Annotated in this window: 21 protein-coding genes; 8 read left to right on the forward strand and 13 right to left on the reverse strand. The window is 63.5% G+C overall.

Features of this window, described 5'->3' with window-relative positions; all coding sequences use genetic code 11:
- Positions 1–56 precede the first annotated feature (56 nt).
- From gatB to rpsU, 5 genes are all read right to left on the reverse strand, one after another.
- A complete protein-coding gene (gatB, locus tag LOZ77_RS09520) occupies positions 57–1,550 on the reverse strand; it encodes an Asp-tRNA(Asn)/Glu-tRNA(Gln) amidotransferase subunit GatB (RefSeq protein ID WP_230278948.1) in 1,494 nt (497 codons plus the stop codon).
- A complete protein-coding gene (gene gatA / locus LOZ77_RS09525; RefSeq protein ID WP_230278949.1) occupies positions 1,550–3,052 on the reverse strand; it encodes an Asp-tRNA(Asn)/Glu-tRNA(Gln) amidotransferase subunit GatA in 1,503 nt (500 codons plus the stop codon). Before gatA ends, gatB begins: the two co-directional genes overlap by 1 nt.
- Entirely contained in the window at positions 3,052–3,354 is a 303-nt protein-coding gene (gatC, locus tag LOZ77_RS09530; protein ID WP_230278950.1) for an Asp-tRNA(Asn)/Glu-tRNA(Gln) amidotransferase subunit GatC, read from the reverse strand. Before gatC ends, gatA begins: the two co-directional genes overlap by 1 nt.
- Before the next feature lie 60 nt (positions 3,355–3,414).
- A complete protein-coding gene (locus LOZ77_RS09535) occupies positions 3,415–3,933 on the reverse strand; it encodes an FKBP-type peptidyl-prolyl cis-trans isomerase (protein ID WP_230278951.1) in 519 nt (172 codons plus the stop codon).
- Positions 3,934–4,059: 126 nt separating this feature from the next.
- Positions 4,060–4,266: a 30S ribosomal protein S21 gene (rpsU, locus tag LOZ77_RS09540; protein WP_066842689.1), complete on the reverse strand. Its 207-nt coding sequence runs from the start codon at positions 4,264–4,266 to the stop codon at positions 4,060–4,062.
- Between the two features lie 326 nt (positions 4,267–4,592).
- Here rpsU and crcB point away from each other — a divergent pair, with 326 nt between their 5' ends.
- From crcB to LOZ77_RS09565, 5 genes are read left to right on the forward strand one after another with little or no spacing between them, the layout of a single operon-like run.
- Positions 4,593–5,033 carry a fluoride efflux transporter CrcB gene (gene crcB / locus LOZ77_RS09545; protein WP_230278952.1) on the forward strand — a complete coding sequence of 147 codons (441 nt, stop codon included), beginning with the start codon at positions 4,593–4,595 and terminating at the stop codon, positions 5,031–5,033.
- Positions 5,033–6,262, forward strand: a complete 1,230-nt coding sequence (locus LOZ77_RS09550) for an RluA family pseudouridine synthase (protein ID WP_230278953.1) — start codon at positions 5,033–5,035, stop codon at positions 6,260–6,262. The genes crcB and LOZ77_RS09550 overlap by 1 nt, the downstream gene beginning before the upstream one ends.
- Complete coding sequence (locus LOZ77_RS09555; protein ID WP_230278954.1) at positions 6,259–6,921, forward strand: HAD-IA family hydrolase; 663 nt, start codon at positions 6,259–6,261, stop codon at positions 6,919–6,921. The genes LOZ77_RS09550 and LOZ77_RS09555 overlap by 4 nt, the downstream gene beginning before the upstream one ends.
- Positions 6,914–7,207 (forward strand): hypothetical protein, encoded by a 294-nt coding sequence (locus LOZ77_RS09560; protein WP_230278955.1) that lies wholly within the window; start codon positions 6,914–6,916, stop codon positions 7,205–7,207. Before LOZ77_RS09555 ends, LOZ77_RS09560 begins: the two co-directional genes overlap by 8 nt.
- A complete protein-coding gene (locus LOZ77_RS09565; protein ID WP_230278956.1) occupies positions 7,204–7,899 on the forward strand; it encodes an ATP12 family chaperone protein in 696 nt (231 codons plus the stop codon). Before LOZ77_RS09560 ends, LOZ77_RS09565 begins: the two co-directional genes overlap by 4 nt.
- 17 nt (positions 7,900–7,916) lie before the next feature.
- Here LOZ77_RS09565 and LOZ77_RS09570 read toward each other — a convergent pair whose 3' ends face one another.
- From LOZ77_RS09570 to LOZ77_RS09585, 4 genes are read right to left on the reverse strand one after another with little or no spacing between them, the layout of a single operon-like run.
- Positions 7,917–8,522, reverse strand: a complete 606-nt coding sequence (locus LOZ77_RS09570; protein ID WP_230281830.1) for an ABC-type transport auxiliary lipoprotein family protein — start codon at positions 8,520–8,522, stop codon at positions 7,917–7,919.
- 2 nt (positions 8,523–8,524) lie between these two features.
- Complete coding sequence (locus LOZ77_RS09575; RefSeq protein WP_230278957.1) at positions 8,525–9,463, reverse strand: MlaD family protein; 939 nt, start codon at positions 9,461–9,463, stop codon at positions 8,525–8,527.
- Positions 9,464–9,475: 12 nt separating this feature from the next.
- A complete protein-coding gene (locus tag LOZ77_RS09580; RefSeq protein ID WP_230278958.1) occupies positions 9,476–10,366 on the reverse strand; it encodes an ABC transporter ATP-binding protein in 891 nt (296 codons plus the stop codon).
- Positions 10,366–11,472 carry an ABC transporter permease gene (locus LOZ77_RS09585; RefSeq protein WP_230281831.1) on the reverse strand — a complete coding sequence of 369 codons (1,107 nt, stop codon included), beginning with the start codon at positions 11,470–11,472 and terminating at the stop codon, positions 10,366–10,368. Before LOZ77_RS09585 ends, LOZ77_RS09580 begins: the two co-directional genes overlap by 1 nt.
- A gap of 139 nt (positions 11,473–11,611) precedes the next feature.
- On the opposite strand from LOZ77_RS09585, the gene LOZ77_RS09590 reads away from it, so the two are divergent.
- From LOZ77_RS09590 to LOZ77_RS09600, 3 genes are all read left to right on the forward strand, one after another.
- Positions 11,612–14,320: a valine--tRNA ligase gene (locus LOZ77_RS09590; protein ID WP_230278959.1), complete on the forward strand. Its 2,709-nt coding sequence runs from the start codon at positions 11,612–11,614 to the stop codon at positions 14,318–14,320.
- Positions 14,321–14,323: 3 nt separating this feature from the next.
- Positions 14,324–15,070, forward strand: a complete 747-nt coding sequence (locus LOZ77_RS09595; protein ID WP_230278960.1) for a 7-carboxy-7-deazaguanine synthase QueE — start codon at positions 14,324–14,326, stop codon at positions 15,068–15,070.
- A gap of 98 nt (positions 15,071–15,168) precedes the next feature.
- On the forward strand, positions 15,169–16,080 hold the full coding sequence (locus LOZ77_RS09600) for a RimK family alpha-L-glutamate ligase (protein WP_230278961.1): 912 nt from the start codon (positions 15,169–15,171) through the stop codon (positions 16,078–16,080).
- Between the two features lie 10 nt (positions 16,081–16,090).
- On the opposite strand, the gene LOZ77_RS09605 is transcribed toward LOZ77_RS09600, so the two are convergent.
- From LOZ77_RS09605 to LOZ77_RS09620, 4 genes are read right to left on the reverse strand one after another with little or no spacing between them, the layout of a single operon-like run.
- Complete coding sequence (locus LOZ77_RS09605) at positions 16,091–16,786, reverse strand: HPP family protein (protein ID WP_230278962.1); 696 nt, start codon at positions 16,784–16,786, stop codon at positions 16,091–16,093.
- Positions 16,787–16,839: 53 nt separating this feature from the next.
- Positions 16,840–17,151 carry a (2Fe-2S) ferredoxin domain-containing protein gene (locus LOZ77_RS09610; protein WP_230278963.1) on the reverse strand — a complete coding sequence of 104 codons (312 nt, stop codon included), beginning with the start codon at positions 17,149–17,151 and terminating at the stop codon, positions 16,840–16,842.
- A complete protein-coding gene (locus LOZ77_RS09615; protein WP_230278964.1) occupies positions 17,148–18,098 on the reverse strand; it encodes a glutaminase in 951 nt (316 codons plus the stop codon). The genes LOZ77_RS09610 and LOZ77_RS09615 overlap by 4 nt, the downstream gene beginning before the upstream one ends.
- Positions 18,099–18,154: 56 nt before the next feature.
- Complete coding sequence (locus LOZ77_RS09620; RefSeq protein WP_370638079.1) at positions 18,155–19,792, reverse strand: ATP-binding protein; 1,638 nt, start codon at positions 19,790–19,792, stop codon at positions 18,155–18,157.
- Between the last annotated feature and the right edge of the window lie 556 nt (positions 19,793–20,348).

Raw genomic sequence — 20,348 nt, forward strand, 5'->3', positions numbered from 1 at the left:
GGGGCGCCGGTCGGACATGACCGGCGCCCCTTTTATTTCGGTTGGATGAGGCGGGTTCAGCCGTCCAGCTTCGCCTTCAACACCTCGTTCACGACCTGCGGATTGCCCTTGCCCTTCATCGCCTTCATCGTCTGGCCAACGAAAAAGCCGAACAGCTTGTCCTTGCCGCCGCGATATTCGGCAACCTTGTCCGCGTTTGCGGACAGCACCTCGTCGATCACCGCTTCGATCGCGCCGGTGTCGCTGTTCTGCTTCAGCCCTTCGGTCTCGGCGATTTCATCGGGTTCGCGGCCGGTCTTCAGGACGATCTCATAGATCTCCTTTGCCTGCCCGCCCGACACGGTATTGGCCGCCGCCAGCGCAAGGATCGCCGCATTGGCCGCCGTCGTATCATGCGCATCGTCCGCGCCTTCGGTAGCGTTCTTGACGCCCGGCGCGACCGAAAGCACCCAGTTCGCGACCTGCGTCGCGACATCCTTTTCGGGCTTGCCGGTCTTGTCCGCCGTCGCGCCCAGCACATCCTCGAACCGCTGGTACACATCGACATCCGCGGTGAGCTGGCCGGCGTTATAGGCGCTCAGCCCCAGCTCGTTCTCATACCGGTGCCGCTTGGCATCGGGCAGTTCGGGCAGGCTTTCGCGGCAGTCGTGCAGGAACGCATCGTCCAGCTCCAGCGGCAGCAGGTCGGGATCGGGGAAATAGCGATAGTCATGCGCGTCCTCTTTTGACCGCATGGTCCGTGTCGTTCCGGTATCGGGGTCGAACAGGCGGGTTTCCTGATCCACCGTGCCGCCCGATTCCAGCACATCGACCTGACGGTTCGCTTCATATTCGATGACCTGCATCACGAAGCGCACGGAATTGACGTTCTTGGTCTCGGTCCGCGTGCCGAATTCCTCGCCCGCCTTCCGTACCGAAACATTGACGTCGGCCCGCATCGAGCCTTCTTCCATATTCCCGTCGCACGAACCGACATAGCGCAGGATCGACCGCAGCTTGCGCACATAGGCACCGGCCTCTGCGGGCGAACGCATATCGGGCTTCGACACGATCTCCATCAGCGCGACGCCGCTGCGGTTCAAATCGACATAGGACATGGTCGGGTGCTGATCGTGCATCAGCTTGCCCGCGTCCTGCTCGACATGGATCCGCTCGATCCCGATACGCTTGGTGCTTTCGGGGTTCTTGTCGTCCAGCGCAATATCCAGATGCCCCTCGCCCACCAGCGGGTGATAGAGCTGGCTGATCTGGTAGCCCTGCGGCAGATCGGCATAGAAATAGTTCTTGCGGTCGAACCGGCTCCACTTGTTGATCTGCGCGTCGATCGCCATGCCGGTGCGCACCGCCTGCCGGATGCATTCGCGGTTGGGCACGGGCAGCATGCCGGGCATCGCGGCATCGATCAGCGAAACCTGCGTATTGGGTTCGGCCCCGAAGGCGGTGGCAGCCGATGAGAACAGCTTCGCCTGCGAAGTGACCTGCGCATGAACTTCAAGGCCGATCACGACCTCCCACTCGCCGGTTGCGCCGTGGATTCTATACTCGCTCATCACTTCCACCACTTCTCGGGCGTCGCCACGAAGCCCGCCGCCTTCTCGATCGCAAGCCCCGCATTCAGCACGCCCTGCTCGTCGAAAGCCTTGCCGATGATCTGCAGGCCCAGCGGCAGACCTTCGCGGTTAAGCCCCGCCGGAACGCTCATCGCCGGAAGCCCTGCCAGCGAGGCGGGGACGGCAAACACGTCGTTCAGATACATCGCCAGCGGATCGCTCGTCTTGTCACCCAGCGCGAAGGCTGCGGTGGGGCACGTCGGGGCTAGGATCACGTCGCACTGTTCGAACGCCTTGGCAAAATCCTGCGCGATCAAAGTGCGGATCTTCTGCGCCTGATTGTAATAGGCGTCATAGAAACCGGCGCTCAGCACATAGGTGCCGATCATGATGCGGCGCTTTACCTCGGGCCCGAAACCGTCGGCGCGGGTGGCGGCATACATGTCCTGCAAGCCTGCACCGTCGGGCAGGTCGCGCAATCCGTAACGCACGCCGTCATAACGGGCGAGGTTCGACGAAGCCTCTGCCGGGGCAATGATGTAATAGGCTGGCAGCGCGTATTTGGTGTGCGGCAGGCTGATATCGACGATCTCGGCCCCCGCGTCCTTCATCCACGCAATGCCGTCGCCCCAGCTTTTGGCGACATCCTCGTCCATCCCGTCCATGCGATATTCGCGCGGGATGCCGATTTTCTTGCCCTTCATGTCGGGGTTCAGGCCCGCTTCCCATTCGGGGACCGGCATGTTCAGGCTGGTCGCGTCCTTCGGGTCGAAGCCCGCCATTGCCTCAAGCATGATCGCACAGTCGCGCGTATCGCGCGCCATCGGCCCCGCCTGATCGAGCGAGGACGCAAACGCCACCACGCCCCAGCGAGAGCAGCGGCCATAGGTCGGCTTGATGCCGGTGATACCGGTGAAAGCCGCAGGCTGGCGGATCGATCCGCCCGTATCGGTGCCGGTCGCAGCCGGTGCAAGCCGCGCCGCAACCGCCGCAGACGAACCGCCCGACGAACCACCGGGGGCCAGAGCCGCGTTTCCGCCGTCTTTCCCCCGCCACGGGCTGATCACATTGCCGAAATAGCTCGTCTCGTTCGACGAACCCATGGCGAACTGGTCAAGGTTCAGCTTGCCCAGCATGCCCGCACCCGCGTCCCACAATTTCTGCGAAACGGTCGATTCGTATTGCGGCTTGAACCCTTCGAGGATGTGGCTGGCCGCCGTGGTCTGCACGCCATGCGTGGCAAACAGATCCTTCATGCCGATCGGCACGCCGCCCATCTTGCCCAGCGCCTCTCCCTTGGCGCGCTTCGCGTCCACCGCTTTCGCCGCCTCGACCGCCGCATCGGGGGTCGCCACGATAAAGGCGTTGAGGTCGCTTGCCGCCGCGACATTGGCGTTGAACGCCTCCGCCACCTCGACAGCGGTGAAATCGCCGCCCGCAACGCCGTCGCGGATCGCCGCGACGCCCAGCTCCGTCAGAGCGCTATTGTTGGTATCTGGCATTATTCGATCACCTTGGGCACGCCGAAAAATCCGTGCTCGGCAGCGGGCGCATTGGCCAGCACCGCGTCACGGCGATTCCCGCCCGTCAACGGGTCGGCATCGACCACGTCGTCGCGCAGGCGCAGCGTGTTGGGGATCACCGCGGTCATCGGCTCGACGCCGGTCACATCGACCTCGCCAAGCTGTTCGACCCAGTCGAGGATCTGGTTGAGTTCGGGAACGAAGGCCTCTGCCTCGCCATCGCGCAGCGCGATGCGAGCCAGCGAGGCGATCTTTTCGACCGTTGCTTTATCGACAGACATGGCCGCGCGATTAGCCAACCATCGCGCGTCTGCCAAGCGTCTGTTGCAAGCCCCGGGCGCTTATTCCCCGGCGGGAGGGGCGCCAGCGGGCCCGCCCATGCCGCCCAGACCCATCTGCTGCATCTGCTGCTGGATCGCGCGCAGTTCGGCCTCCGAACGGAAATCGATCAGTTCGACCGTGAAAGTCAGGTCGGCATTGGGAGGAATGCGATCGCCCGCACCCTGCGCGCCATAGGCCTGATCGGAGGGAATGAACACTTCGTACCGGCCGCCGCGCTGCATCTGCTGAAGCGCCGTGCCAAAGCCCGGCACCACGCCCGAAACGGGGAAGACCGCACCATCGGCCGAATCGAAAACCGTTCCGTCGGCCAGCCTGCCTTCGTAATTGACGTTCACAATGTCATCCATTGTGGGCGAACCGCCGGTCCCGGCAGACAATGTGGTGACTTCCAGCCCCTGATAGCGGGTCGCCCATGCGGCGCCGGCAGCCAGCAGCAGCGCGATCACGATGCCGATCCAAAGCTTGGAGAGGATACCCTTGCCAATCGGCTGCAGCGGGACGCGGGTGATTTCGGCCATGATGTGATGCGCTTTCCGGATTAGATGCAAAAAAGGCGCGGGAAGAAATATCCCGCGCCCCTTTGGCGTATGCGGCGATCAGGTTCAAGCGGCTTGCGTAATCAGGCCGCCCGAAAACCCCGAACCTTAACGAACGCCGTCGCGTTCCATCCGCTTGCGCTCCAGCTTGCGGGCGCGGCGGACGGCAGCGGCCTTTTCGCGGGCGCGCTTTTCGCTGGGCTTTTCGAAGTGACGACGCAGCTTCATTTCGCGATAAACGCCCTCGCGCTGCAGCTTCTTCTTAAGCGCGCGGAGAGCCTGGTCGACATTGTTATCGCGAACGATGATTTGCATAAAACGCTGCTACCTCGGTTTCTGTCAGGGCACCTGCAGGAAGCGAATCGCCCGCGAGCACCGATTGAACTGATTTAAATAATGTGTGGGCCGAATCCCCACGGGACCAGCCTGAACCGGCGGAGCCGCTACCAGCACAGTCCCCGTAAAGCAAGCACGCTTATGTCGAGAATCAGCCGGAGGCACCCACCAACTGTTGCGTTACTACCACAAAACGGCCATCGGGCGCAAATTCACTGCATCATCCGCTGCATCGAATGCGGCGGACCGGGAACGGCGCGTGCCTCTTTCGCAAGGCGCTTCGGCCCGTTAAACGCAAGGGTTCCATGGCAACGCCGCTTTCATCGCTGTCCGCATCCCTGCTTGTCGCGCTTGGCGGCGGGACAGGGGCCGTGCTGCGCTTTCATCTGGGGCGGCTGATCGCCCATCTCGCGCCCGCGCAGGCCATGGCCTTTCCATGGGCGACGCTGGCCGCCAATGCGCTGGGCAGCGCCGCGATGGGCATGCTGGTCGCGTGGCTGGCCCGCCACGACTCGGGCGCCGGTATATTGGGTGGCGGCGTGATCGGGCCCCCCGAAAACTGGCGCCTGCTGATCGGCGTGGGCCTTTTGGGCGGATTCACCACTTTCTCCAGCTTTTCGATGGAAACGGTGCTGCTGTGGCAACGGGGAGAGGCAGGGCTGGCACTGGCCTATATCGCTGCATCGCTGGTGCTGGGCATCGCAGGCCTGATCGCGGGCATCACTTTTGTAAGAGGCACGCTGTAATGGCCGATGGACCTTTGGCTCCCGAAGATACGATCCGCCGCTTTACCGTCGGCCATGACGACGATGGCGCGCGTCTGGACCGCTGGTTCAAACGGCATCTGCCGCAAATCGGGTTTAACACCATCTCGCGATGGGCGCGCACCGGCCAGATCCGCGTCGACGGCAAACGTGCCCGCCCAGAGGATCGCATCAGCGCGGGTCAGGAAATCCGCGTCCCCCCCGGCGGCGAAAGCGCCAGTGGCGGCGCACCGAAACGTCAGCGCATCCAACTGACCGAGGATGAGCTGGCCGAAGCGGACGCCATGGTGCTGCACCGCGACCGCGCGGCCATCGTGCTGAACAAGCCGCCAGGCCTTGCCACGCAAGGCGGCACCGGCACCAAGCATCATGTCGACCGGCTGCTCGAAGCCTTCGTGCCCGAAGAGGATTCGAAAGTGCCCCGCCCCCGCCTCGTCCACCGGCTGGACAAGGATACCAGCGGCGTGCTGCTGACGGCGGCAACTCCGGGCAGCGCGGCGTTTTTCTCGAAACGCTTTTCGGGCCGAAGCGCCAAGAAGATCTATTGGGCGCTGGTAACGGGCGTGCCCGATATCGCGGCCGGCACGATCGATCTGGCGCTGGCGAAACAGCCCGGCACCGGCGGCGAAAAAATGATGCCCGACGAGGAGGGACAGCCCGCGCGCACCAAATATCGCGTGGTCGACCGCGCCGGGAACAAGGCCGCCTGGGTAGAGCTGGAACCGCTGACGGGCCGCACGCACCAGCTGCGCGTGCATATGGCTGCGATCGGCCATCCCATCGTGGGCGACGGCAAATATGGCGGTCAGGCCGCGTTCCTGACGGGCAGCATCAGCCGCAAGATGCACCTTCATGCGCGCCGCCTGATCATCGATCACCCGGATGGCGTGCCGCTGGATGTCACCGCGCCGCTGCCCGATCACTTCGCCGCCAGCATGGAACAGCTGGGTTTCGACAAGACGGTGAGCGACGCCCTGCCCGAAGAAGGCCCGCCCCCGCCCACGCGCGAAGAAAAGAAGATCGCAGCGCGCCGCCATGCCAAGGATATGCGCAAGGAACGGCGCGGAGAGCGCCGCCAGCGAACCGCCGGCGCGCCGAAAACGGGCAAGCCGACCACCAAGCGCTCTGCCGCGCCCAAAAAGGGCGGCGTGAAAAAGGGCAAGGGGAGCCCCGTTTCCAAAAAGCCCGCCGGAAAGCCGCGCGGTAAATGACCCGCGTTGCCATCTTCGATTGCGATGGCACTCTGGTCGACGGGCAGGCCAATGTGTGCGAGGCGATGGAGGAAGCCTTTGCCGCATGTTCGCTGGCTGCCCCGCCTCGCACGCTGATCCGCCGCGCGGTCGGCCTTTCGCTGCCGCAGGCGATGGCGCTGATGCTGCCCGGCAGCACGGCCGAACAACAGGAACTGCTGGCCGAAAGCTATCGCATCGCGTTTCGCGAACACCGCCGCCTTGGCCGTATTAACGAGCCTTTGTTCGACGGGATCGCCCCGCTGCTGAACCGTCTGCATGCCAATGGCTGGCAACTGGCCGTCGCCACCGGCAAATCGCGGCGCGGCCTGCAGCATTGTCTGGAAACGCATGGCATCGCCCATCTTTTCGGCAGTTTGCAGACCGCAGACGACCATCCGTCGAAACCCGATCCCGCGATGATCGCCGCCGTGCTGTGGGAAACCGATCTGGAACCGGCGAATGCGGTGATGATCGGCGACACCAGTTTCGACATGGCCATGGCGGGCGCGGCAGGCGTGCGCGCCATCGGGGTCGACTGGGGCTATCACCATGCCGAGGAATTGCTGGCAACCGGCGCAGAGGCGGTTGCCGAAACGGTGGAGGAACTGGGGCTGATGCTGGAAGACGCAGATGGCTGATCCGGCGACAGGACGCTTTTTCGCGATGCAAATCGCACGCATGGGCGGGGTTGCGATGGCCGTCTATGGCCTGCTGGTCGCCGCGTCCGACGTGCCATGGCCCGATGGCCTGCCCCGCTGGCTGGGCTTTGTCCTGCTGGCCGTGGGCATGGCGGACGCGCTGCTTGTGCCGCGCATGATGGCCAGGGCATGGAACAGCGAAGCCCTGACCCGCAAAGAGAGCGCCCACAAAGAAAACGCCCGCAGGGAAATGGCAGATAAAGAGCAGGACCGGTCGCGCCCATGAAACGTTTTTACCGCGAAGTGACGGTCCAGCCACAGGGCGATGGCTGGCAAGTCGCGCTGGACGGGCGTGGCATGAAGACACAGGGCGGCGCACCGCAGATCGTGCCTACCCGCGCCATGGCCGATGCGCTGGCAGCCGAATGGGCCGCGCAAGGGGACGAAATCGATCCCAAAAGCTTGCCGCTGCGCGATATGGCCGATTACGCGATCGACCGCGTCACCCCCGACCCTGCCGCCGCGATTGCCGCCATCATGCCTTTCGCCGAAACCGACACGCTGTGCTATCGCGCGGACGACGGCGATGCACTGCGCGAGCGGCAGGAAGAAGCGTGGGAACCGCTGGTCGCCGCCGCCGAAAGGCGCTTGGGCATCGAATTCTCCCGCGTTGCGGGCATCAGCTATACGCCGCATCCCCCCGCCACCCGCGCGCGTCTGGTGGAAGAGCTGGAGGAGATGGACCCGTTTACGCTGGCTGCGGTGCAGAACCTGTCCAGCCTTGCCGCATCGCTGATCGCCGCGCTGGAATCGCTGCGCGACGAGCAGGACGCCGAAACGCTGTTCGCCACCGCCAATCTGGAAGAGGACTGGCAGGCGCAGCAATGGGGTTGGGAGCATGAGGCGCTGGCCCGCCGCGACGCGCGCGCGCGCGGTTTCGCGCTGGCATGTCAATTCGCGTTACTGGCGCGGGACTGACCCGCGCCGACTAAGAATCAGCTAAAGCCGTTCATCCATTCGGCGACCGAACCGGCCACCTCGTTCGCGGCATTGTTGAGCGCGGGTGCGACATAGGCCGCATCCGCCGAAATGCCCGGAACGGTCGAGGAAAAGCGCTGCGCATTGATCTTGCCTTCGGGATCGACCCGCACCGCATCGAAGGTGACGGTGACCGACATGGCCTGCGCGTCATATCCCATCTCGACCAGCTTGCCATACAGGCGCGTGCGGCGCGGCAGGCCGGGATCGGTGCCTTGTATCACCAAGCGCCCGCTGGTGACCCGCAAGGTTTCGGCCAGCAAGGACTGGAACAGCCGCGCCGGACGGTCGACGTAAAAGGCATTCTGCAAATAGGCGAGGCTGGACGCATCGATCTGCACCGGCACGCGCTTGACGTCCAGCCGGTCCTCTACCTCGGGCTCGAACACGAAAATCGCGCTGTCGATCGTGCCTTCGCGGGCCGAACCGGCAGGTGCCTTGGCGGCAGGGGTCAGCGTAATCAGCTGTTCGGGCGGTTCCGCGCCCGATCCGATGCTGACGCAGGAAGACAGCAGCAAGGCACCGGCGCAAAGCGGCGCGAGGGACAGGAAACGCATCTTCATCCTCACGGCTGATACTCCGGCAAAGGCTGGCTGTTCAGAAAGGCGCCCGCGCCGTCGTCGTCCAGCTTTTCGGTCACATTACGCAGGGCGCGGGTGGTGGCGCGCAGGTCGCGGATCGCCGCCTCGGTCTCGGGCAGCGTGCTGGACGAGAATTGCTGAGCGGCCGGGCGCACATCGTTCATCGTCGCTTCCAGCGTGACCATCGCGCTTTCCGCGCTTTTCAGCGTATCGCGCAGCTGGTCCGCCAGCGACTGCCCCTCGCCATTGACAAGCTGGTCGGTCGATTGGGCGACCTTCTCGAATTCGGCCAAGGTCAGCGTCGCCTGACGCAAGGTGCCCTGCAATTCGGCCATGGTCTGTTCGAAACGCGGGCTCGCCTCGGCCAGATTGCGGGTCATCCGGTCGGTGTTCTGCAGGATGCCCTCGATCGATTCCTGGTTCTTGTCCGACAGCATCATCGTCAAACGCTCGGTCAAAGTGGCCAGCCGTTCCATCAACAAGGGCGCATTGGTCAGCAATTCGCCCAGCCCGCCACGCCGCGTGGGGATAACGGGCACACCTTCGGGGCCTTTTTCGGTGATCGGCGGCGCACCGCGCACGGCCCCTTCCATCTGGATCGTCGAAACGCCGGTAAAACTGCCCTGTATCGTCGCGGTCGTGCCCTGCAGCACCGGCACTTCTTCATCGACCGACACGCGCACGCGCACGAATTCGGGGTCCTTCTTCCACAATTCGATCCGCGTTACCTTGCCCACAGGAACGCCGGCATAGGCAACCTCCGACCCGCGGGCGAGGCCGCTGACCGATTGTTTGAAAAAGATGTCGTATTCGTTCTGCGCGCCTTCGTTCAGGCGCGCGATCCAGATCACGAAAGCTGCGGCCAGCGCCAGCAGCACAAGGGTCACTGCACCCACCCAGATATGGTTTGCCCGCGTTTCCATGCCTGTCTGCCCCTATGCCCCCGCAGGGCCCTTCTTGTCCATCGCACCGGTTTCGCGCGTATAGCTCGCTTCGGCCGCGCGGCCGCGCGGTCCGTTGAAATATTCCTGAATCCACGGATGGTCGGTCGCCAGCAATTCGGGGATCGTGCCCACCGCGATCACCTTTTTATCCGCCAGCACCGCCACGCGGTCGCAAATCGCATGCAGCGTATCCAGATCGTGCGTGATCAGAAATACCGTCAGCTTCAGCGTATCGGCCAGTTCGCGCGTCAACCGGTCGAACGCGGCAGCGCCCACCGGGTCCAGTCCCGCCGTCGGCTCGTCCAGAAACAGCAGCTCGGGATCGAGCGCCAGCGCCCGCGCCAGCCCAGCACGCTTTTTCATGCCGCCCGACAACTCGGAAGGATATTTGCTGGTCGCCGTGTCGGGCAGTCCCGACAGCACGACCTTGTACCGCGAAATCTCGTGTCGCAGCTCTTCCGAAATTTCGGGATAGAACTGCTTTAACGGCACCTCGACATTTTCGGCCACGGTCAGTGTGGAAAACAGCGCCCCGCCCTGAAACAACACGCCCCAGCGCGAACGGATGCTTTCGTCGTCGCGATTGGCGGGATCGAGGATATTGCGCCCCAGCACGTCGATCCGCCCTTCGCGCGGGGTCTGCAACCCGATGATCGATCGCATCAGCACCGATTTGCCGGTGCCCGATCCGCCGACCACGCCCAGAATCTCGCCCCGCCGCACTTTCAGCGACAGGTCCTGATGCACCACGAAATCGCCGAACGCATTGGTGATGCCGTCGACCACAATGGGATAATCGCCATCGAACTGCGGCGGTTCGTGATCGGTATTGGCCGCATCATTGGCCTGTTCGATCAGATGTTCGGCGTTGTCGCTTGCCATCAGACCCACCCGATCTCGCTAAAAAATACAGCGAAGAACGCGTCCAGCACGATCACCATAAATATCGCCTGCACCACCGCCATGGTGGTGCGCAGACCCACCTCCTCGGCATTTCCGGAAACCTGCATCCCCTGATAGCAGCCCGCCAGCGCCACGATCAGCCCGAACACCGGCGCCTTGATCACGCCGACCCATACGTCGGTCAGCGGCACCACCTCGCGGATGCGCAGCAGGAAAGTGAAGAAGGGGATATCCAGCGCTACGCTGGCGATAAACGCACCGCCGATGATCGCGACAACTGACGAAAAGAAACCAAGCGGGATCATCATGAATATGGCAGCCAACATGCGTGGCATGACCAGCCGTTCCATCGGCGACACGCCGATCACGCGCATGGCATCGACCTCTTCGGTCAGCTTCATCGTGCCGATCTGCGCGGCAAAGGCGCTGCCGGAACGGCCGGCGACCATGATCGCGGTCATCAGCACGCCCAATTCACGAAAGGCGAGCCGTCCTGTCAGGTTGATCGTGTAAATTTCTGCCCCGAACTGGGCGAGTTGCGCAGCCCCCTGTTGGGCGATGACAATGCCGATCAGGAAGCTCATCAAAAGAATGATGCCCAGCGCCGATACGCCGACCAGTTCGAACTGCCGGACCAGCGCGGTCATCGGAAAGCGGCGCGGATGGCGGATCAGCGAACCCATTGCCAGCACCGTCGCGCCCAGGAAATCGACCACGCCGACCACACCGCTGGCCCAATTGAGCACGATTTTGCCCATCGATTCGGCCACGCGGTCCACCACCCCGTGCCGCGGCGGGGTGATATCGGCATCGGTCGCGCAATCGTCGACCGCGTCCATCAGGCGCTTTGCCTTGCGGCTGGCGCCGTCGATCCGCGCATCCAGTGCATGGGCGGCGCGCATCACGACCCATGCGCCGACCGTGTCGATGTCCTGCACTTGCGAGATATCGATCGCCGCCAGCGAATCGCTGGCGCGCAGGTAATCGTCCAGCGGTGCGACCGACGAAACCGTCAAAGGCCCCGTCACCACCAGCACCGGGCCGCCGTCACCCTCTTGCGTTTCGAATTCCGCCCATACGCGCATGCGACGGGTCATGGGCGAAAAAGCGCCCGCTCACAAGCGTCTGGCGACGGGCGCACACAACCCATCACCCCTTCCCCTTGGCGATTGCCGCGTTTCTAGATGCTTGCCCACGGGGCACAGCGCTGGCAAAGCGCCGCAGATGAACGATATTGCGACCCCCGCCACCCAATTGCCCAAGACTTTCGATCCGGCGGAGATCGAAGCGCGCTGGTATGCGCATTGGGAAGAAAACGGCCTGTTCCGTCCCGAACGTCCCGATGCCGAGGGTTTCACCATCGTGAACCCGCCGCCGAACGTGACCGGCAGCCTTCATATCGGCCATGCGCTGGATAACACGCTGCAGGATATCGTGATCCGTTACGAACGCCTGCGCGGCAAAGATGCGCTGTGGGTCGTGGGTACCGACCATGCGGGCATTGCGACGCAGATGGTGGTGGAACGCAATCTCAACTCGCAAGGCATCAAGCGCACCGACATGAGCCGCGAGCAATTCCTCGACCATGTGTGGGAGTGGAAGGGCCAGTCGGGCGGTACGATCACGCGCCAGCTGCGCCGCCTTGGCTGTTCGATGGACTGGAGCCGCGAACAATTCACCATGGACGAACATTTCTCCAGGGCGGTGCTGAAGGTCTTTGTCGACCTGTATAATCAGGGACTGATCTATCGCGACAAAAGGCTGGTGAACTGGGATCCGGCGCTGAAAACCGCGATCTCGGACCTAGAGGTCGAAACGCGCGAGGTTCAGGGCGGCTTCTGGCACTTCAAATACCCGCTGGCCGACGGTGTGACATTAGCCAACGGGCAGGATTTTATCGAGGTTGCGACCACGCGCCCCGAAACCATGCTGGCCGATATGGCGGTCGCCGTGCACCCGTCCGACGAACGCTATGCCGGCGTGATCGGCAAGGAGATTTTGCAGCCCATCACCGGCCGCCGGTTCAAGGTGGTCGCGGACGAACATGCCGATCCCGAACTGGGCTCGGGCGCGGTAAAGATCACGCCGGGGCACGATTTCAACGACTTCGAAGTCGGCAAGCGCGCGGGGATCGCGGCGGGGCAGATGCTCAACATGCTCGATGGCGAGGCGCGCGTGGTGCAGACTGCCGACGGGCTGGTGCCGGACGGGTTCCTCGGCCTCGACCGGTTCGATGCGCGCAGACTGGTCGTACAGCGCATGAAGGAACAGGGCTTCCTGATCCCGCATGTCACCAAAGATAAAGAAGGTAACGAAACCGAACACGACGCCGAACCGCGCACCATCGCCACGCCCTTCGGCGACCGCGGCGGGGTGGTGATCGAACCGTGGCTGACCGACCAGTGGTATGTCGATGCCGAAAAGCTGGCCGTCGGCCCGATCGAGGCGGTGAAGGACGGGCGCATCGAAATCGTGCCCAAAGCTTGGGAAAAGACCTTCTTCAACTGGATGGAGAATATCCAGCCGTGGTGCGTATCGCGCCAGCTGTGGTGGGGACACCAGATACCGGCATGGTATGCCGATGACGGCAAGGTTTACGTGGCCGAGACGGAGGAAGAGGCGCAGGCGCTGGCCGGTGACGGCGTGGCGCTGACGCGGGACAATGACGTGCTCGACACGTGGTTCTCCTCTGCGCTGTGGCCTTTCGCCACGCTCGGCTGGCCCGACGATACGGCGCTGGTGAAAAAGCATTATCCCAACTCGCTGCTCGTATCGGGCTTCGACATCCTGTTTTTCTGGGATGCGCGCATGATGATGCAGGGGATGCATTTCATGGGAGAGGTTCCGTGGCCGCGCCTCTATCTGCACGGCCTTGTCCGCGCGGCGGATGGCGCGAAAATGTCGAAGTCCAAGGGCAATGTCGTCGACCCTCTGGGGCTGATCGATCAATATGGCGCCGATGCGCTGCGCTTCTTCATGGCCGCGATGGAAAGCCAGGGCCGCGACGTGAAGATGGATGAAAAGCGGGTCGAGGGTTACCGCAATTTCGCAACCAAGCTGTGGAACGCGGCGCGTTTCTGCGAAGCGAACGGCATTACCGCATCCACCGGCATCGCAGCACCCACCGCGACCAGCGCGGTAAACCGCTGGATCATCGGCGAAACCGTCGCCACGCTCAATGCGCTGGACGAGGCGATGGCCGCGCTGCGTTTCGATGCGGCGGCGAACACGATCTATCAGTTCGTCTGGGCCAATTTCTGCGACTGGTATCTGGAACTCATTAAAGGCCAGATGGACGAAGAGACCAAGGCCGTCGCCGGCTGGGTGCTCGACCAGATCCTCGTCATGCTGCACCCGTTCATGCCCTTCATTACCGAGGAGCTGTGGTCGAAGCTGGGCGAGCGCGACGAATATCCGCTCATCACTGCCAAATGGCCCGAACCGCAAGCCGCCATCGACCCCGCCGCCAAGGCCGAGGTCGACTGGCTGATCGCGCTGACCACGGCGTTACGCGGTGCCAAGAACGAGCTAGGCCTTGCGCCGGGCGCAAAGCTGGATGCATTCCTGCCCAGCCCCAGCGAGACTGCGAAACTGGCCATTGCCGCCAATCCCGCAGCGCTCGACCGCGTGGCACGGCTGTCTTCGGTGGCATTCGGCGATGCCCCCGCGGGCGCTGCCATGCAGGTGACGGCGGGCGCGGACACCTTCATCGTCCCGCTAGAAGGCCTGATCGACATCGACGCCGAAAAGGCCCGCCTCGAAAAGGCGCTCGCCGCCTCGACCAAGGAGGCCAAGTCGCTCGAGGGCCGTCTGTCGAACGCCAATTTCGTCGACCGCGCCAAGCCCGAAGCCGTTGAGAAGGCCCGCGCCGACCATACGCATCATTCGGCAGAGGTCGAGCGGCTGACGGCGGCTCTGGCGCGGCTGGGGTAAGGTTTGCCGATCGTCCTCGCCACGACAACGCCGGGCGAGCCGGAGATATTCGCCTCGTTACAGGGCGAAGGACCGTCGATCGGGCGGCCCAGCGTGTTCGTGCGCCTGTCGCGCTGCAACCTCGCCTGCCACTGGTGCGACACGGCCTATACGTGGCGCTTTACCGGCGACAATCGCCCGCACCGCAGCGGGGAAAGTTTCGCGCGCAAGGCGAACCAGATCGCGATGGACGAACGCGACGCGGCGCAGGCCATTCTGGCACTTGGCCCCGAACGGCTTGTGATCACGGGGGGAGAGCCCCTGTTACAGGCGTCCGCCCTCACCAAACTGCTGACGCTGCTGCGCGAAATCCATCCTGACTTGCATGTGGAGATCGAAACCAACGGCACGGTAGAGGCACCGCCCGCGCTGGACGCGTTGATCGACCAGTATAATGTCAGCCCTAAGCTGGCGCACAGCGGCAACACGCCCGATCTGGCGCAGATCCCCGAACGCTTGCAGGCCTATGCCGGCGACGCGCGTGCCTTTTTCAAATTCGTCATCGCACAGCCCGGTGATCTGGACGAAGTGCTTGAACTGAAAAGCGAATATGGCATCCCCGCCACCCGCCTACAGCTGATGCCAGAGGGGACCGATTCGGCCACCCTATACGATCGGATGCATTGGCTGGCCCCGCTGGCGATGCGGCACGGGCTGCGCATGACCGACCGGATGCATATTCATATTTACGGCGACACGCGCGGCACGTAAGGGGCGCGACCCTCAACTCTCGTTCCGCGATTCCTCCCCTTTTCCGAACGTCCCCAAAATGTCTTGATCACGGCCTATTGGCCGCTGATCGCCCCTGCGTGAGCATACCCTCCATGAAAAGCTGGATATTGTACAAGGACTCGGCCGCTGCGCTGAAGCCCGAAGCCTATGAAGTGCGCCGTCTGATCGAAACCGGTGCCAGGCGTGGGCACGAGATCGAAGTGTTCAAGCCCGAACAGTTCGAACTGCTGGTAACCGCCGCCAACGAACGCAGCCTGATGGTCGATTCGGCCATCGTCGACCTGCCCGATGTGCTGCTGCCCCGCATGGGCGCGGGCACGACCTATTTCGCATTGTCTGTGATCCGCCAGTTCGAACGGCTGCGCGTGCCCACGTTCAACACCGCGCTCGCCATCGAAACCGTGCGCGACAAGCTGTTCACCCACCAGCTTCTCGCCCGCGCCAACCTGCCCATTCCCAAGACCATGCTGGCCAAGTTTCCCGTCGATGTCGGTCTGGTCGAACGCAAGCTGGGCTTTCCCATCGTCGTCAAAACGCTGAGCGGCAGTCAGGGCAGCGGCGTTTTCCTGTGCGAAGGGCGGCAGAATTTCGAGGATCTGATGGAACTGATCCGCGCCACCCAGTCGAACGCGAACCTGATATTCCAGGAATTCATCGCCGACAGCCGCGGGCGCGACGTGCGCATCCTTGTCATCGGCGGGCGCGTCGTCGCCGCGATGGAGCGGCGTTCGGTCAACGATAATTTCAAGGCCAATTTCTCTTTGGGCGGCGAAGTCGTGCCGTTCCAGCCCGACCGCAATGCCGAATGGCTGGCGCTGGAAAGCGCGCGGCTGCTCGGGCTCGATATCGCGGGCATCGATTTGCTGTTCGACGGCGACGGCTACAAGATTTGCGAGGCGAACAGCTCACCCGGGTTCGAAGGGATCGAAAGCTGCTGCGACGTCGATATCGCGGCCGAAATTCTCGACTTCATCAACTTCCGGCTTTGATGAAAGGGCATCAGCGAGGGCGCTTGTTCCGCGCCCTCACCCTGCGTTGCAGCGCCTGATAGATCGCGTCCAGATCATCGACATCGATATCCAGCACCTCGTCCCAATCGGCCAGCACCGCCTCTATATCCTCGCGCGTGTGGCGCAGGCCCGCCGCGGGCGCGGTCGGCACGACCGGGCGGTGCGGCCAATTATGGCCCGTAAGATTGTTATAGAGCCAGCCAGTCCCCGCTAGCGCAAAGACATTGAACATGATCGCCAGCATAATGGGCCAGCCCCACGCCTCCGCCCCGGACGCACCCAACGCGCATAGCAGGGCACACGCCCCTCCCGGCGGGTGGAGGCAGCGGGCGAAAGACATGGCGGCGATCGCCGCGCCCACCGCCAGCCCGCCCGCCAGCACCGGCATGCCCAGCGCATGACCCATGGCCAGCCCGATACAGGCCGACAAAAGATTACCGCCAATGACCGACCATGGCTGCGCCAGCGGACTGGCCGGAACAGCAAACACCAACACCGCCGATGCCCCCATCGGCGCATAGAGGACCGGGAATCCCGCCGCATTTGATCCCAGCAACAGCATGGTGACCAGCCCCGCGACCGCAATCGCCAGCCCGCCGCCGATTGCCCCGCGAAGCCACCCCAGATGGCCGCCCGCGCCTTGCGGCAGCAGCGATGCGGATCGCGAAATCAGAAATTCAAACATGGGGCGCCCATGGCAGCAAGCGCCGTGTATGGCCAAGCGATTATCGCCTTGCCCTAATCCCCCATTTCGGCCAGTTCGCGTGCCAGTTCGGATAGATCGGCGTCGGGGCTGACGATCCGCCATTGCCCCGGCGTGCGCGTATCGACCAGTACCACGCCCTGTTTGGGACAAATGCCCAGACACGGGACCTCGACGATGCCAAGCCGTGCCTTGCGGCCCTTTCCGGCGCCGGTTTCCTTTTTCAGTGCCTTGGCCAGACTGGTCTTTTTCCCGCCAAAGCCATGGCCGCGCTTTGCCTGCTTGCGGCTGCATTTGCGGCACACCAGAATGGCATGCGACCAGTTGGCGCGAATGTCCTGCTTCACCTTGCGCCCTCTGCCACCGGCGCGTCGAAGATCGACCAGCCCGCCCGCGCCGCCAGCCGTTCCAGCGCCAGCTTGCCAAGTTGCGAATTGCCCTTGGCGTCCAGCCCCGGCGACCAGACGGCCACGCTTGCCTTGCCCGGCGCGATGGCCAGAATGCCCCCACCCACGCCCGATTTACCGGGAAGCCCGACGCGAAAGGCAAATTCGCCCGACCCGTCATAATGCCCGCAGGTCAGCATCAACGCATTGATCCGCCGTGCCCTTTCGGCGGACACGATGTTGAAACCGGTTTCCGGGTTCACCCCGCCCCGCATCAGAAATCGCCCCGCCATCGCCAGTTGCCTGCAACTCAGCGCCAGCGAACATTGGTGGAAATACACGCCCAACGCCCGCGCCGGATCATTCTGCAAATTGCCGAACGCCTTCATGTAATTGGCCAGCGCGAAATTGCGGAAACCGGTCTGCTGTTCGGCGCGGGCGACAGCCTCGTCGATGAAAATATCCTCGTCCCCCGCCAGCGTGCGGATAAAACGCAGCATTTCCCCGATCAACTCGCGCGGTTCGTGACGGGCAAGCAGGATATCGGACACCACGATCGCGCCCGCATTGATGAACGGATTGCGCGGGATGCCATGTTCGGTTTCCAACTGGACGATCGAATTGAACGCGCTGCCCGAAGGTTCGCGGCCTACGCGAGACCAGATGCGATCCCCTTCGCGGCCCAGCGCCATGGTCAGCGCGAATACTTTGGATATTGACTGGATCGAGAATGGCATATCGGCATCGCCCGCCAGATGGCAGGTGCCATCGGCCTCTATAACCGCCATTCCGAAACGGGCAGGGTCCACACAGGCAAGCGGCGGGATATATTGCGCGGGCACGCCCCTTTCAGGGGCTGCCGCCATTTCCGCACCGATATCCGCGACAATCGCAGCAAGATCGACCATGCCGCCGCCTTAGCCCGGGCCGGGGATGCGCGCCAGCGCAACCGGCCGCTTGCAGGCTAGCGCGACTGGGCGCGCCAGCGCATGACTGTGCGTTCGACCGCGTCTTCCTCGCCGCCAGACTTCGACCACAGCTCGCTGAACAGCGGATCTTCCGATGCCGGACGCTTGCGCTCTTCCAGATCGTCGAATGTGACGCGCATCGGAATGGCCGTACCCTCGCCGCAGACAATGCATTCGCGGTTTCGCAGGGCCGGAATACTGGCCAGAAAGCCGCGCGCGCCTTCGGGCATGGCGGCCTTTACGAAATCCTGGTCGCGTTCGTTGTTGAGGCGCATCGACAGGATCGTGCCGCACTGCGACAGCACACCTTCGGCAAGGTCGGACGGGCGCTGCGTGATCAGGCCCAGCGAGATACCGTATTTACGGCCTTCCTTGGCGATGCGCGACAGGATCTTGCCGACCGAGTTGCCGTCCGAATTGCGTTCGTTGGGCACGTAACGGTGCGCTTCCTCGCAGACCAGCAGGATCGGCCGCGTCTGTTCGTCGCGGCTCCAGATCGCAAAGTCGAACACCATGCGCGACAGCATCGCGACCACCGTGCTGGTGATTTCCGAAGGCACGCCCGACACGTCGATGATGGAAATCGGCTTGCCGTTCGTGGGCATGCGAAAAATGCGCCCGATCACATCGGTCATCGTATCGGCGACCAGCATGCCCGAGAACATGAACTGGTAGCGCGGATCGGCCTTGATCTCCTCGATCTTGCCCTTCACGCGCAGATAGGGCGCCGTATTCGTCGCCTTGTCCAGCTTGCCCATGTCTTCCTGAATGGCATTGGTCAGGTCGGACAAGAGGTAGGGAATGGGCGAGTCCACAGTCAGCTTGCTCATCCCGCCCGACATCTTGTTCTTGCCGCGCGCCTTCAGCAGGCATCGGGCCAGAATGTCCATATCGGCCATGCGGTCCGATCCTTCAGAGGTGATGAACACCTCGCAGTGCTCTTCGAAATTCATCAGCCAATAGGGCATGCGAAGGTTCGACACGTCGAGCAGTTCGCCAAAGCCCCGGAACGCGGCATTATATTCGCCGTGGGGATCGATCATCACGATATGACCTTCGGGCGCAGCCTCGCAAATGCGGTGCAGGATCAGCGCGGCACTGGTCGATTTACCGGTACCGGTCGATCCCAGCAGGGCGAAATGCTTGCCCAGCATGGCATCGATATACAGGCCCGCGCGGATTTCCTTGGTCGGAAACACCTTGCCGATCTGGATATTGGCGCGCCCGTCCGACGCATAGATTTGCGCCAGATCGGGATTGGTCGCGGCATAGACCTCTGCGCCCGGGATCGGGTAGTTGGTGATGCCGCGCGTAAAATTGCGCACACGGCCGGTCAGCTTTTCTTCCTGACCCTCGCCCAGAAAGTCGATCTCGGCAATGATCTGGCCGGTGCTGCGGTCGAGCGACTGTGTGCGCACGCTGGCCAGCAGCCAGATCTGGCCCACGCGCACCTTGATCTGCGAACCGACAAGGCCGGCAAGCTGCACGGTCGGATCGCTGTCGGTCCGGCAATCGACCAGCCGGTCGCGTTGCAGCATGACGCGCGACATCGAACCCGCAATGTCGAGCACCTCGCCGATCGGCGTGGCGGCCTGGCTTGGCTTGCGCTCTGCCGGTTCGTTGGCAGCTGCAATTTCGTCGCCGATGTCATCGGCCTTGTCGAATGCTGCGGCGTCCGGTTCCGCTTCGGGCGCGGCACGCGCAGGGGCCGGGCGAGCGGGCACAGCCTGACGCACAGGTTCCGGTTCGGGTTCCTCCATCGGCGGACGGGGCGGTTCGACAGGGCGATAGATGCGGTCCCGCTCGCTCGCCTCGGCGGGAGGAAGCGGGGCACCGGTTTCCCGCATCATCTCGTCGCGATACGACGATGGTTGGGGTGGCGCGGGCGGCAATTCGGACGGAGGCGGCACCGGCACATGCGGGCGGGCCGGTTTCAGCATCTCCGGATCCGGATCGGGGGCGGCATTGCGAAAGCGGTTGAGGCGCGCCATGGCCGGAGACTGGCCTGAAGCTTGACCCGGAGATGAGGGCGCACCGGCCTGCTGGCGGCGCTCTTCGGTCGGCGCGGCGCCTTCGTCCTGCGGCGGCGTGTCGGTTGTGCGGCCAAAGGGCGAACGCCTTGGAAAATCGGGGTTGCCGCCAAAGGGACGTCCCGAAAAGCGGGAAGTATGGTCGTTCATTGCCGCGCCT

It is taken from the genome of Croceicoccus sp. Ery15, assembly GCF_020985305.1.
In the GTDB taxonomy this organism is placed as follows: domain Bacteria; phylum Pseudomonadota; class Alphaproteobacteria; order Sphingomonadales; family Sphingomonadaceae; genus Croceicoccus.

Excerpts from the sequence above, each read along its gene's own strand:
- rpsU (WP_066842689.1), bottom strand. The coding sequence starts at position 4,266 with ATGCAAATCATCGTTCGCGATAACAATGTCGACCAGGCTCTCCGCGCG.
- LOZ77_RS09555 (WP_230278954.1), top strand. The coding sequence starts at position 6,259 with ATGACCCGCGTTGCCATCTTCGATTGCGATGGCACTCTGGTCGACGGG.
- LOZ77_RS09560 (WP_230278955.1), top strand. The coding sequence starts at position 6,914 with ATGGCTGATCCGGCGACAGGACGCTTTTTCGCGATGCAAATCGCACGC.
- LOZ77_RS09565 (WP_230278956.1), top strand. The coding sequence starts at position 7,204 with ATGAAACGTTTTTACCGCGAAGTGACGGTCCAGCCACAGGGCGATGGC.
- gatC (WP_230278950.1), bottom strand. The coding sequence starts at position 3,354 with ATGTCTGTCGATAAAGCAACGGTCGAAAAGATCGCCTCGCTGGCTCGC.
- LOZ77_RS09575 (WP_230278957.1), bottom strand. The coding sequence starts at position 9,463 with ATGGAAACGCGGGCAAACCATATCTGGGTGGGTGCAGTGACCCTTGTG.
- LOZ77_RS09585 (WP_230281831.1), bottom strand. The coding sequence starts at position 11,472 with ATGCGCGTATGGGCGGAATTCGAAACGCAAGAGGGTGACGGCGGCCCG.
- LOZ77_RS09605 (WP_230278962.1), bottom strand. The coding sequence starts at position 16,786 with ATGTTTGAATTTCTGATTTCGCGATCCGCATCGCTGCTGCCGCAAGGC.
- LOZ77_RS09535 (WP_230278951.1), bottom strand. The coding sequence starts at position 3,933 with ATGGCCGAAATCACCCGCGTCCCGCTGCAGCCGATTGGCAAGGGTATC.
- gatA (WP_230278949.1), bottom strand. The coding sequence starts at position 3,052 with ATGCCAGATACCAACAATAGCGCTCTGACGGAGCTGGGCGTCGCGGCG.
- LOZ77_RS09590 (WP_230278959.1), top strand. The coding sequence starts at position 11,612 with ATGAACGATATTGCGACCCCCGCCACCCAATTGCCCAAGACTTTCGAT.
- LOZ77_RS09550 (WP_230278953.1), top strand. The coding sequence starts at position 5,033 with ATGGCCGATGGACCTTTGGCTCCCGAAGATACGATCCGCCGCTTTACC.
- gatB (WP_230278948.1), bottom strand. The coding sequence starts at position 1,550 with ATGAGCGAGTATAGAATCCACGGCGCAACCGGCGAGTGGGAGGTCGTG.
- crcB (WP_230278952.1), top strand. The coding sequence starts at position 4,593 with ATGGCAACGCCGCTTTCATCGCTGTCCGCATCCCTGCTTGTCGCGCTT.
- LOZ77_RS09615 (WP_230278964.1), bottom strand. The coding sequence starts at position 18,098 with ATGGTCGATCTTGCTGCGATTGTCGCGGATATCGGTGCGGAAATGGCG.
- LOZ77_RS09580 (WP_230278958.1), bottom strand. The coding sequence starts at position 10,366 with ATGGCAAGCGACAACGCCGAACATCTGATCGAACAGGCCAATGATGCG.
- LOZ77_RS09570 (WP_230281830.1), bottom strand. The coding sequence starts at position 8,522 with ATGAAGATGCGTTTCCTGTCCCTCGCGCCGCTTTGCGCCGGTGCCTTG.